Annotated in this window: 16 protein-coding genes; 5 read left to right on the forward strand and 11 right to left on the reverse strand. The window is 68.8% G+C overall.

Annotated features, from left to right (window positions below; translation table 11 throughout):
- The first annotated feature begins 159 nt into the window (after nucleotides 1-159).
- The 5 genes from FIV43_RS21395 to FIV43_RS07480 all read left to right on the forward strand — a co-directional run bounded on the left by FIV43_RS21395 (nucleotide 160) and on the right by FIV43_RS07480 (nucleotide 4258).
- Nucleotides 160-786, forward strand: coding sequence for a cytochrome P450 (locus FIV43_RS21395; protein ID WP_196781000.1), 627 nt, complete (start codon nucleotides 160-162; stop codon nucleotides 784-786).
- Between the two features lie 65 nt (nucleotides 787-851).
- The gene (locus tag FIV43_RS07465; RefSeq protein ID WP_141013614.1) at nucleotides 852-1808 is read left to right on the forward strand and encodes an ABC transporter substrate-binding protein; all 957 of its coding nucleotides are present in this window, start codon (nucleotides 852-854) and stop codon (nucleotides 1806-1808) included.
- Nucleotides 1808-2629, forward strand: a complete 822-nt coding sequence (locus FIV43_RS07470) for an ABC transporter permease (protein WP_141013615.1) — start codon at nucleotides 1808-1810, stop codon at nucleotides 2627-2629. The genes FIV43_RS07465 and FIV43_RS07470 overlap by 1 nt, the downstream gene beginning before the upstream one ends.
- A gap of 5 nt (nucleotides 2630-2634) precedes the next feature.
- A complete protein-coding gene (locus tag FIV43_RS07475; protein ID WP_196781001.1) occupies nucleotides 2635-3411 on the forward strand; it encodes an ABC transporter permease in 777 nt (258 codons plus the stop codon).
- Nucleotide 3412: 1 nt separating this feature from the next.
- Nucleotides 3413-4258, forward strand: a complete 846-nt coding sequence (locus FIV43_RS07480) for an ABC transporter ATP-binding protein (RefSeq protein ID WP_141013617.1) — start codon at nucleotides 3413-3415, stop codon at nucleotides 4256-4258.
- A 783-nt stretch (nucleotides 4259-5041) separates the two neighbouring features.
- Here FIV43_RS07480 and FIV43_RS07485 read toward each other — a convergent pair.
- The 11 genes from FIV43_RS07485 to FIV43_RS07535 all read right to left on the reverse strand — a co-directional run bounded on the left by FIV43_RS07485 (nucleotide 5042) and on the right by FIV43_RS07535 (nucleotide 15980).
- Nucleotides 5042-6502, reverse strand: a complete 1461-nt coding sequence (locus tag FIV43_RS07485) for an aldehyde dehydrogenase (RefSeq protein WP_141013618.1) — start codon at nucleotides 6500-6502, stop codon at nucleotides 5042-5044.
- Between the two features lie 14 nt (nucleotides 6503-6516).
- A complete protein-coding gene (locus tag FIV43_RS07490; RefSeq protein ID WP_141013619.1) occupies nucleotides 6517-7620 on the reverse strand; it encodes an NAD(P)-dependent alcohol dehydrogenase in 1104 nt (367 codons plus the stop codon).
- A 27-nt stretch (nucleotides 7621-7647) separates the two neighbouring features.
- Entirely contained in the window at nucleotides 7648-7968 is a 321-nt protein-coding gene (locus FIV43_RS07495) for a 2Fe-2S iron-sulfur cluster-binding protein (RefSeq protein ID WP_141013620.1), read from the reverse strand.
- Between the two features lie 18 nt (nucleotides 7969-7986).
- Nucleotides 7987-9219 carry an NAD(P)/FAD-dependent oxidoreductase gene (locus tag FIV43_RS07500; RefSeq protein ID WP_141013621.1) on the reverse strand — a complete coding sequence of 411 codons (1233 nt, stop codon included), beginning with the start codon at nucleotides 9217-9219 and terminating at the stop codon, nucleotides 7987-7989.
- Complete coding sequence (locus FIV43_RS07505; protein ID WP_141013622.1) at nucleotides 9216-10547, reverse strand: cytochrome P450; 1332 nt, start codon at nucleotides 10545-10547, stop codon at nucleotides 9216-9218. Before FIV43_RS07505 ends, FIV43_RS07500 begins: the two co-directional genes overlap by 4 nt.
- Before the next feature lie 103 nt (nucleotides 10548-10650).
- On the reverse strand, nucleotides 10651-11712 hold the full coding sequence (locus tag FIV43_RS07510; protein ID WP_141013623.1) for a LuxR C-terminal-related transcriptional regulator: 1062 nt from the start codon (nucleotides 11710-11712) through the stop codon (nucleotides 10651-10653).
- An 81-nt stretch (nucleotides 11713-11793) separates the two neighbouring features.
- Nucleotides 11794-12972 (reverse strand): thiolase family protein, encoded by a 1179-nt coding sequence (locus tag FIV43_RS07515; RefSeq protein WP_141013624.1) that lies wholly within the window; start codon nucleotides 12970-12972, stop codon nucleotides 11794-11796.
- Nucleotides 12969-13259: a hypothetical protein gene (locus FIV43_RS07520; protein WP_141013625.1), complete on the reverse strand. Its 291-nt coding sequence runs from the start codon at nucleotides 13257-13259 to the stop codon at nucleotides 12969-12971. The genes FIV43_RS07515 and FIV43_RS07520 overlap by 4 nt, the downstream gene beginning before the upstream one ends.
- Before the next feature lie 10 nt (nucleotides 13260-13269).
- Nucleotides 13270-14049, reverse strand: coding sequence for an enoyl-CoA hydratase/isomerase family protein (locus tag FIV43_RS07525; protein WP_141013626.1), 780 nt, complete (start codon nucleotides 14047-14049; stop codon nucleotides 13270-13272).
- Nucleotides 14050-14064: 15 nt separating this feature from the next.
- Nucleotides 14065-15048, reverse strand: a complete 984-nt coding sequence (locus tag FIV43_RS07530; RefSeq protein WP_141013627.1) for a quinone oxidoreductase family protein — start codon at nucleotides 15046-15048, stop codon at nucleotides 14065-14067.
- Nucleotides 15045-15980: an LLM class flavin-dependent oxidoreductase gene (locus tag FIV43_RS07535; RefSeq protein WP_196781002.1), complete on the reverse strand. Its 936-nt coding sequence runs from the start codon at nucleotides 15978-15980 to the stop codon at nucleotides 15045-15047. The genes FIV43_RS07530 and FIV43_RS07535 overlap by 4 nt, the downstream gene beginning before the upstream one ends.
- Nucleotides 15981-16027 lie beyond the last annotated feature (47 nt).

Below are 16027 nucleotides of genomic sequence, written 5' to 3' on the forward strand. Positions count from 1 at the left end.
GCCGACCTCGCCGAGACCTTCCCCCTCCGTGTCTTCCCCGATGCGGTCGGGATCCCGAAGGAGGGCCGGGAGAATCTGCTGCCCTACGGGGACCACACCTTCAATGCCTTCGGCCCGGACAACCACCTCGTCGAACGAGGCAAGGCGACCCTGCCGGAGGTGGCGGGATGGGTCAACGACCAGTGCGCCCGCGACATGCTCACCGCCGATGGCTTCGGAGCGCGGATCTGGGAGGCCGCGGACCGCGGCGACATCACCCACGAACAGGCACCCCTGATCGTGCGATCCCTGCTGACCGCCGGGGTGGACACCACTGTCCACGCGCTCGGGGCCGTGATCGAAGGCTTCCTCAGCGCTCCCGAGCAGTGGGACGTGCTGCGCCGGGATCCCGGCCGGGCGCGCATCGCCTTCGACGAGGCGATCCGCTGGGCCAGCCCGGTCCAGACCTTCTTCCGCACGGCCACCACCGACGTACCGCTCGGCGACACCGTCATCCCCGCCGGCCACAAGATCCTGATGTTCCTCGGCGCCGCCAACCGCGACCCTCGTCGTTGGTCCGAGCCCGATCGATTCGACCTCTCCCGCGACCCGTCGGGACACGTCGGATTCGGGATGGGCCTGCACCAGTGTGTGGGCCAGCACGTCGCGCGCCTGGAGGCCGAGTGCGTGCTGCGTGCACTCGCCGAGCGGGTCCGTGCCATCGAGCCCGCGGGCGAACCGCGACGCCACCTCAACAACACGTTGCGTGCCTGGCAGTCGCTTCCCGTGCGACTGATCACCGACTGACCACCGACTCTCGCCTGCCGTCCGGCGACGTCACATTCACGCCCAACCTCGAGAAGGAATCAACGATGATGCGCTTCACCCTGCCCTCCTCCGCCCGCAAGGGAGCACTCGCACTCACAGCCGTCGCCCTCACCAGCACGCTCAGCGCGTGCGGCGGCGACGATGCGGAAGCTGCCGACCCGACGGTGAAGATCAGCTACTTCCCGCTGGTCCACACGGCCACCGCAGTCAACGCCGAGGAGTCCGGCCTGTTCGAGGAGGAGGGGGTCGAGGTCGAACTGCTTCCGTCCGCCGGCGGAGCTCAAGCCATCCCGTCACTGATGGCCGGCGACTACGACATCACCTACACGAACTACTCTTCGGCGATCCTCGCCGCTCAGCAGGGCCTGCCGATCGTGTTCGTCGCCGGCAACGACGTCGGCGCCTCCGACCACGGCATCTTCGTCGCCGCAGACTCTCCGATCAAGGACGTTGCCGACCTCGAGGGCGGAACATTCGCCGTCAACAACCTCCAGAACATCGGCACCGTCGCGATCAAGGCGCAGCTCGAAGAGGCCGGCGCCGACCCCGAGTCGATCGAACTGGTCGAGATGCCGTACCCCGACATGCAGGCCGCGCTGGACCGCGGCGACGTCGACGCCATCTGGCAGGTCGAACCGTTCCAGGCCAGCGCTGAGGCCGCGGGGATGCGCAAGATCGCAGACCTGTTCACCGGACCCGTCGCCGACATGCCCGTTGCTGGCTGGGTCACCACCCAGCAGTTCGCCCAGGAGAACCCCGACGCCGTCGCCGCGGTACAGGACGCTCTGGCCGCCTCTGCCGACGACCTGCGCGACGACCGCGAGCAGATCGTCGAGCTCGTGCCGACCTACACCGAGATGGATGCGGCCGTTGTCGAGAGCGTGGCGCTGCCGGAGTGGAGCAGCGAGCTCGACGCCGAGGTCCTGCAGGAGATGACCGACCTGATGGAGCAGTACGGCGTCATCGCCGAGGAGTTCGACGTCGAGACGATGATGCCCTGATGGCGGCAGCGACCACCTCAGCCGCCGCGGGCACCCGGCTCAGTCTGCGACTGCCGACCACCGCTGGGGCCCGCGGCGCCGCGGGGTTGCTGGGTCTCGTGCTCCTGATCGAAGGACTTCCCCGCCTCGGTGTCGTCGACGCTGCGTACTTCCCGCCCTTCACCGAGATGCTGTCCGCCCTCCGCGAGGAGGCCGCGACGTCGAGCTTCTGGTCCTCCCTCGGCGACACGGTCCGTGGCTGGGCTCTCGGCCTCGCCATTGCCGTGATCGCCGGATGTGCCGTCGGCATGGTCATCGGCATGTCCTCGTTCCTTCGGGCGGCCACCGCGACCACGATCGAGTTCCTCCGCCCGATCCCGTCGGTCGCGCTCATCCCGGTGGTCGTGCTCCTCTACGGCACCAGCATGGTCTCCACACTGCTGCTGGTCGTCTACGCGAGCTTCTGGCAGATCGTGGTGCAGGTGATGTACGGCGTGCAGGACATCGACCCGGTCGCCGCCGAGACTGCTCGCTCCTACAGGTTCAGCCGCATCGGCCGGACCCGGCATGTCGTGTGGCCGACGACCCTGCCGTATGCGATCACCGGCTTCCGGCTGGCGGCAGCGGTGGCGCTCATCCTGGAGGTCACCGGCGAGCTGGTGATCGGCTCACCGGGCCTGGGCAACGACATCGCTTTGGCCCAGTCCGCCGGTGCAGTCGACACGATGTACGCGCTGGTGCTGGTGACCGGTCTCCTCGGCGTCACCGTCAACCTGCTCGCGCGCGCTGTGGAGCACCGGGCGCTGCACTGGCACCCCTCGGTCCGGGGGGTGACGGCATGAGAACGGTGACCGAGGTGGCGCGCCGCACGGCGTACGCGATCGCCCTTCCGCTCCTGCTGGTCACCGCGTGGTGGTTCGCCACGGCGGACAGCACCAGCTTCTACTGGCCGTCGCTGCAGAGCATTCTGGAGGCCTTCGTCGACACGTGGACCCTCGACCGAGTGCAGCAGGACGTGCTGCCCAGCCTCGGGCGACTGCTGGTCGGGTTCTCCCTCGCCGTGGTGATCGGTGTCCTGATGGGGCTTGCCATCGGAAGCTCCGACTGGCTGCGCGAGACGCTGGAACCCCCGCTGGAGTTCCTGAGGGCCATCCCGCCCCCCGTGCTGGTGCCCGTCATCATGCTCTTCGCCGGCATCGGCGACGGGATGAAGATCGCCGTCATCGTCTCCGGCTGCGTCTGGCCGGTCCTGCTCAACACAGTGGAGGGCGTGCGCGGAATCGATCCTGTGCTCCGCGAGACCGCAACCAGCTATCGGCTCGGCCGCCGTCGACGGATCACCTCGTTGCTGCTGCGCGCGGCGAGTCCCCAGATCGTCGCCGGTGCCCGTCAGGCCCTTGCGATCGGCATCATCTTGATGGTCATCAGCGAGATGTTCGCCGCGACCAATGGCCTCGGCTTCACCATCGTGCAGTTCCAGCGCAGCTTCGCGATCCCCCAGATGTGGTCCGGCGTGCTGCTGCTCGGCCTCATCGGCGTCGCTCTGTCCCTGTTGTTCCGGCTCGTCGAGATCCGGGTCCTCGCGTGGTACCACGGGCACCGCGCGTCCCAGCGAAAGGCATGACATGACTGTCGAGACCCCCGCGACCAACGCCGCGAACACCAACGCCCAGGACACGGTGATCCTGCAGATCACCGGGCTCGGCAAGACCTACACAGCTCGGTCCGGCCCGGTCCAGGCCGTCCGCGACATCACCGCCTCGATCCGAGCGGGCGAGCTGGTGTGCATCGTCGGCCCGTCGGGCTGCGGGAAGACCACGCTGCTGCGCTGCATCGCCGGACTGATGGCACCCACTGCCGGCGCGGTCGTACTCGAAGGCGCGGCGGTCAGCGGGCCACCCGCCGGAATGGCCGTCGTCTTCCAGGAGTACGGACGCAGTCTCTTCCCGTGGATGAGCGTGCGGCAGAACGTCGAGCTTCCTCTCAAGGAGAAGAAGCTCGCTCGTGACGAGAGGCGTCGTCTGGTCGACGAAGCGCTGGAGGCGGTGGGACTCGCTCATGCCGGCGACCAGTACCCCTGGCAGCTCTCCGGTGGCATGCAACAGCGGGTCGCGATCGCGCGGGCAGTGGCCTACGAGCCGCATGTCCTGCTGATGGACGAGCCGTTCGCCGCCGTCGACGCACAGACCCGCGCCGACCTGGAGGACCTGGTCCGCTCGCTGTGGCAACGGTTGGGCGTCACCGTGCTCTTCGTCACCCACGACATCGACGAGTCCGTCTACCTGGCCGAGCGCGTCATCGTTCTCTCCAGCTCCCCCACGGTGGTGCTCGAGGAGGTCGAGATCGACCTGCCGGCCGAACGCGACCAACTCACCACCAGGGCGCTCCCCCGGTTCAGCGAACTGCGCACGCACGTGTGGGAGCGGGTCCAGGAGGCCAAGCTCAGCGCTCAGCACGCCGCAACCTCCTGAGATTCCTGCGGCGGGTCCGCGCGTCGCTGTCGACCGCAGCTCGTCGGTCGGCGCGGATCATCGCCTGCACGGACGATCCCGCCGGGTGAAGGCCGCACAAATGCCGCCGGGCCATGATCCTGCACCTATCTCTAGGAGCCGGATCATGGCCCTGGCCTGCATCTTCGGTGGAGCTGAGGGGACTCGAACCCCTGACCCTCTGTTACGGGCCCACCGGGGTCTGATCGACCGGTGAATCTCGCCTTACCTCGGCTCCATCCAGTCTGACCTGGGACGACGCGCTGGGTCGTGAACATCGTCGACGTCCAGGGTACGACGAAAGTCGGCCGACCTCGGCTGCACTAGGCCCGATTCTGACGTCAAACTGCGCCATAAGTGCGCCTGAGCCGCGCTGCCGTCGTCGCCCACTCCCCCACTGGCCCCACCAACCTCACGGCCCCCACCAACCTCACGGCCCACGCCCTACGCCACGAAGCCGTCCGCGGCCTCAGCCGCGTGGACCACGCGTCTGGGAACGGAGGGATCTCAAGGCAAGATGTCACGCGACTGGGCAGGAATCTTCCCGGCTTACGCGCCAGCCCGTCCCCCAAAACCCGCTCTGACCTGCGGAAAAATATCTGTTGGGGTCTCAATCTGCCCCGCACTGTGCCCAAACTGTGCCCGCGATTTTCGCTTGCAGTCGGTGGCTGTCGGTGACCGCTGGTGGTCACCGCCGGGCTGATAATCATGGTGGAGCCATCGGATCGATGCCGGGCGCAGCGTCCCGACACCGATCCGCGGTCGTCAGGCGTCCTCGTTGGCCTTGTCCAGATAGATCGTCTTGAGCTGCTGGAAGGCGACGAGCCCCTCCGGACCGAGCTCACGGCCCATGCCGCTGGCCCGGATGCCGCCGAACGGGGAGAACGGGTCGTTGCTGTAGTGGTTGACCCCGATGGTGCCGCTGCGGATGCGGCGGGCGAACTGCTCGCCGCGGTCGGGGTCAGCGGTCCACACCGATCCTCCCAGTCCGTAGTCGGTGTCGTTGGCGATGGCGACGGCGTCGTCCTCGTCCTCGTAGGGGATCACAGCGAGGACGGGGCCGAATATCTCCTCCTGCGCGATCGTCGCCTTGCGGTCGACGTCTGCGAACACGGTCGGCTGCACGAACCAGCCGCTGTCGCGATCCGCCGGGCGAGCGCCACCGACGACCAGGCGGCCACCGTCGGAGATCCCCTTCTCGATGTAGCCCTCCACGCGCTGACGCTGCCGCTCGGAAACGAGGGGACCGACTTGGGTCGACTCGACCAGCGGATCGCCGACGACCAGCGAGCCCGCGAGCCCGGCAACGGTGTCGACGACCTCGTCGTACCTCGCCCTTGGAGCAAGTACGCGGGTCCCGAGCCAGCAGATCTGGCCGTTGTTCAGCAGTGTTGCTGCGAAGAACGACTCGATCGTCTCCGACAGGTTGGCATCATCGAGGACGACGGCCGCGGACTTGCCTCCGAGCTCGAGAGTGACTGGCCGGAGGAGCCGACCACACGTGGAGGCGATCAATCGACCCGCAGCCGAGGACCCGGTGAAGGACACCTTGTCCACGCCGGGATGCTCGACGAGGTAGGCACCCACCTCGCGACCGGCGGGTACAACGTTCAGCACGCCCGGCGGAAGACCGGCCTCGGCGGCGGCCTCGGCCATCAGGAACGCGTCGAGCACGGTCTCGGGAGCCGGCTTGAGGACGACGGTGCAGCCAGCTGCGAGGGCCGGGGCCAGCTTCAGGAAGGTGATGGCCTGCGGGACGTTCCACGGGACGATCGCCGCGACGACGCCGATGGGTTCGCGCAGGACGACCGCCTGCTTGCCCAGCATTCCCTGCCGACGTTCCTCCTGCCCGGCTTCGACCAGACCTGCGTAGTAGCGCAGCAGCACCGCCGGGAATCCTGCCTCGAACTGCTGCGCCAACCAGATCGGCATTCCGTTCTGGATGGTGACGCGGCGTGCTGTCTCCTCGCCACGCGCCTCCAGGCAGACGGCGAAGCGCTCGAGCACCGCGGTGCGCCGCGCAGGGCTCCAGGTCGACCATCCGGTCGGGTCATCGTACGCGCGGCGCGCAGCCAGCACGGCGGCGTCGATGTCGGCCTCGGTGCCCTCCGGGACACTGCCGATCACCTGCTCGGTGGTCGGCGAGACGACCTCGATCCGCTGTCCGGTCGCCGGCGCGGACCAAGAGCCGTCCAGGTAGAGCTGCTCGTAGTCGATGGTGGTCATGGAGTTCCTACCTCTCACTCGTGGACGAGGACGACCTTGACGGCCTCCCCACGTGCTTGCGCCTCGACGGCGTCGTTGATCTTGGCGAACGGCATGGTGGTGATCAGCCGGTCGAACGGGAATCGACCCGCCAGATGCAGTTGGACCAGTTCGGGCAGGAACGTGTCCGGGTCACTGTCCCCCTCGACGATTCCCATGAACCGCAGCCCGCGTGCCTGCATCTCGATCAGGCCCACCGACAGCACCGCCTCAGGGTTGCTGGGGACGCCGACCATGCCGAGCGTGCCCAACTGGGCGAGCGATGCGAGCACCTCGGTCAGTACTGCGTCGATCGCGGTGGTGTCGAGCGCGTAGTCAACGCCCTCGGGCACGATGGCGCGCACCTGCTCGGAGACGGCGCCGTCGGCCGGGTCGATCACGTGGGTGGCGCCCAACTCGAGCGCGAGGTCCCTGCGCGACGCGATCGGGTCCACCACGATGATCGTGGCGAGTTCGCGGACGACCGCGCCGAGAACGCCGGAGAGCCCGACGGAGCCGCCGCCAGTCACCAGCAGTGACGAGCCTGCCCGGCACGACATCGACCGCATGACGGCGCCGGCGCCGGTCTGGATGCCGCAGCCCAGCGGGCCGACGATGGCGAGGTCGATGCCTTCGGCGACCTTGACGACGTTGCGTTCCCGGGCGATCGCGTGGGTTGCGAACGTCGACTGCCCGAAGAAGTAGCTGCCGTAGGCCGTCGCGCCTTCGTGCAGCGTGCTCGATCCGTCCGGCCGGCCGCCGCCGAAGTTGCGTGCCATGAACTCTGCGCAGTACGACGGGGTGCCGCTGGTGCACTGCGTGCACGCGCCACAGCTGTTGAACGTGGCCGAGACGCGGTCTCCGACGCCGACCTTCGTGACCGCGGAGCCCACGGCAACCACGGTGCCGCTGCCCTCGTGCCCTACGACGCCGGGGAACGGGAACGGCAGGTGTCCGTGCTGGACTGCCAGGTCGGTGTGACAGAGCCCGACCCCGGCGATCTCCACGACCACCTCATCGGGGGCCGGATCGTCGAGTGTCAGGTTCTGGATGACGAAGTCCTGCCCCAGACCCTCCAGGACTGCTGCGGTGATCTCCATGTGCTCGTACTCCTTCTTGGTGGTGAACTAGCCGTTGGTGGCCGGGACGACGACTCGGACGCCCGCACAGGCCTCCGAGACGATCAGCTGGCAGGAAAGGCGCGAGCGGTCGCACGCACCCTCGAGGAACTCGACCAGGTCGGCTTCCTCGGTCATCGGCTCGTCGAACAGCCCGACCGCGGCGTCGTCGACGAAGACGTGGCAGGTCGCGCACGAACAGCCACCGCCGCACTCGGCAACGATCCCCGGCAGGTTGTTGCGGACGGATCCGTCCATGACGGACTGACCGACGGGCACGTCGACCGTCTCCTCGCGACCGTCCGGCAGGACGTAGGTGATCTGAGGCATCTGCTTCTCCTTGGGTTCTCAGGCAAACGCGAGTTCGCGCAGCGGGACGGCCGGATCTGCCCACCGCTCTGCGTCGACCAGGTGGCCGGATGCGAGCAGGCGTCGTCCCGCCATGAAGTCGGCGTTGGCGTTGGCGGTCTCGATGGCGACAGGTGTGCCGTCGCGATGGTGCAGCAGAGCGAACGACCCGGCCCTGGGGTCACCGCGAAGCGCCGTGTCGTACGGCGGGGCGAGGATCCCTGCGATCTTCAGCTTCAGGTCGAACTGGTCGGACCAGAACCACGGAACCTCCGGGGCTGGCGGAGGAGCCCCGCAGATGGTGGCCACGGCCTGTTTCGCCTGCTCAGTCGCGGAGGGGATGCTCTCCATCCGCATCGGATCCCCGCCGAGGCGGGGACGGACGGTGACGTCTCCGATTGCCAGCACCCCGTCCATCGACGTCCGCGCCGCATCGTCGACGACGACGCCCCCTCCGGCAGCACAGACAAGTCCCGCACGACGGCCGAGTTCGTCGCACGGCTGCGCACCGACCCCGACGACCACGACGTCCGCTGCGACGTGGGTGTTGTCGGAGAGCAACAACCGCTGGGCCCTTCCCCGGGCGCCCTCGACTGCGACGACCTCGACTCCGGTGCGGACCACCGTGCCGCGGCGACCGTGGTGCTCGGCCAGCACCCGCGCCAGCGGCGGACTGGCAACCCGAGCCAGCAACCTCTCCTCCCGCTCGACCACCGTCACCGGCAGCCCACGCGAACGAGCGACCGCGGCGACCTCAAGCCCGACGAACCCGCCACCGACGACGGCCATGGTCCTTCCCGCTGCCACCTCGTCGCGGAGCCGGTTCGCGTCACTCAGGGTGCGAACCGTGAGGACGGCGTCGAGATGGGCGCCAGGCGCGATCAGCGGACGGGGCCGAGCGCCGGTCGCCAGGACGACGACGTCGTAGCGCAGCTCCCGCCCGCGGTCGGTGCGCACCACCCGTGCCACCGGATCGAGGTCCACCGCCGATTCCGTGAGAGCGAGGGTGATCCGCTGCTCGTCGTAGAAGGCTGCCTCGCGGAGCCAACGACTGGCGTCGGCTGCCGGGTCCGCGAACTTCTTCGACAGCGGTGGACGGTGGTACGGCGGGTCCGGCTCGGCGCCCAGCATGACGACGTCGCCGTCGTAGCCCGCCTGACGGAGCAGGCCCGCGAACGTGCCGCCGGCGGTGCCGGCTCCGACCACGACGACCCGCTGGGCGGTGTGGTTCACCGGAGTTCCAGACGCATTGGCAGCTTCCGGAGGCCGCCGACGAAGTTGGTCTGGACGACCTTGCGCTCTCCGGTCACCTCAAGCGCCGCGATCCGGGGAAGGAGCTCCTCGAGCATGATCCGGAGCTCTTGCTTCGCCAGGTGCTGCCCGATGCACATGTGCGGCCCGTACCCGAAGGCGATGTGACGGTTGGGCCTGCGGTCGAGGTGAAACTCATCCGGGGCGTCGAACACGTCGGGATCGCGGTTGGCCGACTGGTAGAGCAGCATCATCCGGTCCCCGGCCTTGATGGTCTGGCCCCGCATCTCGTAGTCCTCGAGTGCCTTGCGGGTGAACTGCTTGACGGGCGAGGCCCATCGCAGTCCCTCGTTGACCAGGTCCGGGATCAGCTCGGGCCTCCTCTGGACCAGTGCCAGCTGTTCGGGGTGCAGCGCGAGTGCTTCGAGGATGCTGGCCATCGTGCTCGAGGTCGTGTCGTGACCGGCGGTGGCGATGGCGATGAACCAGCCGTAGGCGACCTCCTTCGGGAAATACTCACCGGTCTCCGGGCTCTTGGCCCGCGCGATGATCGTCGCCAGGTCGTCCTGGGGCTCCTTGCGGCGCGCCTCGACGAGTGCGTCGAAGTAGGCGTAGAAGTCCTGGATGGTCGCCGACCACTGCTGTGCGGCGCCCTCGGGGGTCAGCGGCTCGACGTCCACGCGCTGGGTGTCGGGGTCGGCCGTGCCGAAGAACTCCTGCGTCAGCGCCATCATCCTGGGCTCGTCCTCGGCGGGCACGCCGAAGAGCGTCATGATGACGTGGAGCGGGTAGGTCAGGCAGAAGTCCTTGACGGCGTCGAGGTCGTTGGGGCCGACGTGCAACTGGTGCGCGATCGACTCACGCGCGAGGTCACGGATCTGGTCCTCCCACTTCTTCAGTGAGGCCGGCCGGAACCACTCCGCGGCGATGTCCTTGACCATGGTGTGCTCGGGCGGGTCGAGGTAGGTGAGGGTCTCGAGGATCCGCAGGCTGCCGCCGGTCAGCGACTGGGTGAAGGCGTCGCCCGCCTGGTTCTGGAGGATGGGGTTGTGGGACCCCGGCTCGTCGCCCCCGCCGCTGGTGAAGATCTGCGGCTGTCGCTCGACCTCCATGATGTCGGCGTGCTTGACCAGCAGCCAGACGGGGTCGTACCCCTCGACTGCGACCTGGGCGAGCGGGGCGTTCTCTCGCATCCAGCGGTAGGCCTCGAACAGGGGCTCGTCCTCGCGGTGCCCTTCGGGGAGCACGATGCGACGGGCGATCTCTTGCGGCACCTCGACGGTCGAGGTGGGTGTGGAGGTGAGGGTCACGACGGTCTCCCGGATCTGTGATGGCGGTCACGAACTGCGTGGTCCCATCGTTCTCCGAGTGACGCCGGTCACTCATCTGCCGCGAGAGGGAGGTTTCTACCCCTCACCCCGTCCAGTGCTGGTGGTAGAGCGCGCCGGCATGCGCGCGGTTGTCGACCCCGAGCTTGCGGAGCAGGTTCTTGACGTGGGTCTTCGCCGTCCCCTCCGTGACGTAGAGGCGCTGCCCGATCTGCGCGTTGGTCATCCCGGCTGCCACCAGGGCGAGGACGTCCTCCTCCCGACGGGTGAGGGCTCGGCGCCATGACGGCTCGGGCGCCACGTCCGGCCTCAGGCGCCGTCGCACGACATCGGCCTCGTCGCCGAGGAGACCACTCATGGCGGCGGCTTGCTCGCCGATGCGCCGACGCAGCTCACCCAGCTCCTCGAGGACGGCGACGCGGTCGAGCGCGAGCGACACCCCCTCGGCGAACAAGTGGATCAGGTCTCGGTCGACCTCGTCGACGACATCGAGCTCGACGTTCTGGTCCGCGCTGACGAAGCCGACGACCTGCGCCCGACGGATCACGGGTGCGGCGACGTAGGAGTGGGAGTGCATCACGGCCTGGATGTCTTGGTGAACGCGTGGGTTGTCGAGTGCGTTGCGCACGAGCATCGGTCGGCGATGGGTGATCATCTCGCCCTCCAACAGCCGGTGCAGGTCCCAGTACGGCGGCTGCCCGGCCTCCATGACCGCGCGCGCCTCCTCTGGGCCAGTCTCGGTGTGGAACGACACCGGGACCCATCGCGCCTGGTCGACCCAGGAGAACAGCACGCGCCTGAACCCGAGGGCGGCGACCTCGTCGGGCACCTGGCTGACCAGGTCGGCGGTGCTCTCGACCTGCTGGAGGTTGCGCAGTGCTCGCTGCAGTCGTTCGGTCACGTCGCGCCGCCGTACGACCTCCTCGGTGCGAAGACGCAGCCGCGCGGCACGTAACTCGGTGATGACTTCAGTCGCTTCGGCGACTCGCTCGGGGTGCTGGTCACGCCACTGGCTCAACGAGGTGTCCGCGCTGTCGAGCAGGTCGTTGACCTGTGCCCGGGATCCCGCCATCGCGGACGTACCCAGCAGATCGCCTGCACGCTTCAGGACTTCGCAGGCTTCGTCACGGGACTGCTCGTCGGTCATTCCCCCACCTTCAACCACCGCCCTCGCGCCGTGAGGCGGAGGTCACATTTCGGTCATCCTAGTGGTCCGCCCGAGTGCCATTCAGGCTCGTCGGAAGAGCGCAGCGAGCGCCTGGCCGCCACCGATGCACATCGTCACGATCCCGAACTCGAGGTCGCGGCGCACGAGGTCACGCGCCACCCGGAGCGAGAGGATGGCGCCGGTCGCGCCGACCGGGTGACCGAGAGCGATCGCTCCACCCCAGGGGTTGACGCGCGCCGGGTCGAGGCCGGCGTCCCGGATCACCGCAAACGCCTGGGAGGCGAACGCCTCGTTGAGTTCGATGGTGCCGATGTCTGTGGCTGCCGTCCCGGTTCGCTCGAACAGGGACCGCAGTGCGAGGACTGGCGCGTACCCCATCAGTTCGGGCTCCATGGCTGCGGTGGCGACGGCCACCAGTTCGACGAGCGGGTTGAGTCCACGTTCGGCGGCGGCCGCTTCGGTTGCCAGCACGACCGCGGCAGCGCCGTCGTTGATGCCGGACGCGTTGCCTGCCGTCACCGAGCCGCCTTGCTGGAAGGCGGGTCGCAGTCCGGCCAGTGTCTCCAAGGTGGTGCCCGGCTTCGGGTGCTCGTCCTCGGCGACGGTGACCGGGCGGCGGCCACCGATCTCGACGGGTGTGATCTCCTCCGCGAACACAGCCTTGGCTTCCGGACTCGCGGCCCGGCGCTGTGACTCCACCGCGAACTCGTCCTGCTCCACGCGGGAGACGCCGTACTTCTGCGCCACTCGTTCGGCCGTGACGCCCATGTGGAAGCCGTGGAACGGGTCGGTCAGCATCATCACGGTGCCGTCGACGAGCGACCTGTCGCCGAGCTTGTATCCGTTGCGCGCCCCGAAGTCGTAGAACGGCATCCGGGACATCGACTCGTCTCCACCCGCAACCGTGATGTCCAGGTCGTTCCAGCGCATCTCCATGGCAGCGGACCAGATGGCCTGGAGTCCGGATCCACACAGCCTGTTCACCGTGTAGGCAGGAACGTTGACCGGCAGCCCCGCAGCAACCGCCACACGACGGGCGTTGTAGGCGTCGGGGCCGACCTGGCCGATGCACCCCATGACCACTTCTCCGACGTCCGTGGCGGCGACCGCCGAGCGTTCGAGTGCTGCCGTGACTGCCGTCGCCCCGAGCTCGAAGCCCGGGACGTCGCGGAAGGCGCCCCCGAAGCTCCCCACGGGCGTGCGTGCGCCGTCGACCAGGACGATCCGCTGGCTGTTCACCGCCCGCCCTCCTTCACCAGCAGGAGGCAGGCGGGACACATCGCGGCCTGCGTTCGGCCTCGGCGCAACGGGAAGGGCAGGTCCATCATGGTCCTCCAGGAGTAGGTCCACAGCCCGCAGGCCGTGTGCGTCGTGCCGGCCTCCTTGGCATGGGCCACGGACGTCGGCCAGAGCACGATCCCGTCCTCGGTCATCCGTTCCTCGGTCGCTGCGGCGGTGGCGTACCAGCGACGTGCGCGCCCGAGCCGTCGCCGCCCCGCCGTCACGGGCCGTTGAGTCATCGTCATGGTCCCTTCCTCACCGCATCTGCCACTGGGGCGAGCGCTTCTCCCGGAAGGCCGCAACGCCTTCCTTGATGTCCTCTGTCGTGAAGGCCAGTGCCAGCTGTGACTGCAGCGCGGCCAGGGCGCCTGTGAGCGGTAGGTCCCGCGTTGCATCGACCGCGTCCTTACCAAGTCGCATGAGCAGGGGCGACTTGGCCGCCAGGCGGTGGGCCCACTCGCGCACGGTGTCATCGAACCTCTCCGCCGGCACCACGGCGTTGACGATGTCGAGGCGCTCGGCCTCGGCGGCGTCGATCGGGTCGCCGAGCATCATCATCTGGTTGGCGCGCATCCGAGGCACATTGCGGTAGATGAGTGCAGAGATCATGAAGGGGAAGACCCCGACGTTGATCTCCGGGCAGCCGAACCGCACACCCTCCTTGGCGATGATGAGGTCGCAGGCGAGCGCGAGGCCGAAGGAGCCGGCCAGTACGTCGCCGCCCGCCGCGCAGATCGCTGGCTTGCCGAGACTGCCCAGCAACGCATAGAGCCGCGGGAAGCGGTCCAGCCCGGCGTACTTGGTGACCGTGGGGGCGTCGCTGGCGAACGCCTTGAGGTCGCCGCCGGCGGAGAACACCCGCTCATGGGAGGAGCCCAGCACGACGACGCGGATCGCCTCGTCGGCTCCCGCGCGCTCGATGGCAGCGATCAACTGGTCGAGGAGCTCGTCACTGAGCGCGTTGCGCGTCTCCGGCGAGTCGAGCGTCACGAAGGCGACGCCCTGCTGGTCGGTCTCATAGCGGACAAGACTCATCGTGGTTCCTCGTCGTCAGATCTCGAGGACGACCTTGCCGAAGCCGGCGCCGGACTCGAGGTGGGTGTGGGCGTCGGCGGCACTGTCCAGAGGGAACGTGCGGTCGATCACCGGTGGAGGCACGTCGTGCTCGGCCATGAACTTCAGCAGGCCGGCGAAGTCCCGGGGGCTACCCATCGTGGTGCCGAGGAGGTCGTACTGGCCGAAGTAGAAGGGGCGCACGTCGAGGGTTGCCTGCTCGGCGCGGTTGGCGCCCAGGACGACGAGTCGTCCGCCGGGCCGTAGGGCTCGGATCGCTTCGGGCCAGGACCCGACGGCGTCGAGCACGACGTCGAAGCCGTTGCCTCCGTTGGCTGCACGTGCACCCTCGGGCCAGGTGGTGGTTGAGGGTCCGTCGTAGCGGACGCCTGCGGTCGCGCCGAGCGCAACGGCCTGCTCGATCTTCGCGTCGGCTGACGAGGTGACCACGACCCGCGCCCCCACCGCGCGGCCGAGGGTGACGGCCATCGTGGCCACGCCTCCCCCGGCGCCCAGCACGAGGAGACTCTCGCCGGGCCCGAGTCGCGCCCTCGAGAAGAGAGCGCGATAGGTCGTCAGTCCGACGAGAGGCAGCGCGGCCGCCTGCGCCCAACTGAACCCTGTGGGCTTGGGCGCGATGCATTCGGTCGGCACTGCGACGCGCTCCGCGTAGGTGCCGGGGCGGTGATCGCCCAGGATCTCCCAGTTGCTTCCGGGAGCGGCCTCGTCGTCACCCCAGTCGAGGGAGGGGAGCACGACGACCTCGTCGCCGGTGGCCGTGTCGATCCCTGCGCCGTCGGCGCCCGGCGTGTGTGGAAGGGGCGAGGAGTACGTGCCCTGGCGCACGAGCACGTCGTGCCAATTGAGCGCAGCGGCGCGCAACTCCACCACGGTCCATCCCGGCGCGGGCACAGGGTCAGGTCGGCCGCCGAGGCGCAGTACGTCGGGCCCGCCGTAGGACTGTTGCAGGACGGCCTTCACGACGCGGGGACCAGTGAGGTCAGCCGATCACGCACCTGGCCCGAGAGTTGGATCGCCGTCTCCGGTGACTCGGCAACCGGGATCAGGGTGATGGTCCGCGCGCCGCCTTCGACGTACGGCGCGATGAAGTCCGCGACGTCGTCGGGCGTCCCCGCCGCGCTGATGTGCTGGAACTTCTCCGGAGGCAGGTTGTAGAGCGAGGACATCTGCTGCCCGAGTGCGGCGCGGGCGGAGGCAGCGTCCTCCCCGAGACCGACCCAGATGTTGAGACCAGCGAAGGCCGGCCCCTCCCGGCCTGCGGCAGCGAAGCCGTCCACGATCGACTGATGGGTGGCCGCGTAGCGTCGCGCGGAGCACCACATGCCGAGCCAGCCGTCGCCGTACTCAACTGTCCGCCGGACCGCGACATCGCCGCCACCGCCGATGACGATCGGCACGCGGACCTCCGGCGCCGGCAGGATGCTGGCCCCGTCCAAGGTGAAGAACTCACCGGAGTGGTCGATCACGTCGCCCGTAGCCAGGCGGCGGAGCAGGCCCAGGGTCTCGTCCATCCGGCGTCCGCGGGATGCCGGATCGACGCCCATGTTGAGGACCTCGCGGCGATCCTCCCCCGCCACGCCGACCCCCAGGATGAGCCGGCCGGGCGCCAACTGGCTGAGCGTCGCGATCTGTCGGGCCGTGCCCATCGGGTGTCGCAGGCCCGCCAGATAGACGCCCATCAGGACCTTGAGGGATTCGCTGGCCGTGAGCGCCGCGGTGGCCGCGACGAAGCCGTCGAACCCGACCCCGCCGTGGAAGCTGATGTGATCGCCCACGGTCAGGTGGTCGAGGCCGACCTCCTCCATGCCCGCCAGAAGTGCACGGCGGCGCCCGGTATCGGGCACCAGGAAGTGGTCGTTGAGCGCGATGCCGACCTCGATGTTCGTGTTCACCTCACGATGCTCCGTCACGCCGATCTCTCCCCACAACTATTGGTCAG

This window comes from Nocardioides sambongensis, assembly GCF_006494815.1.
Classification (GTDB): domain Bacteria; phylum Actinomycetota; class Actinomycetes; order Propionibacteriales; family Nocardioidaceae; genus Nocardioides; species Nocardioides sambongensis.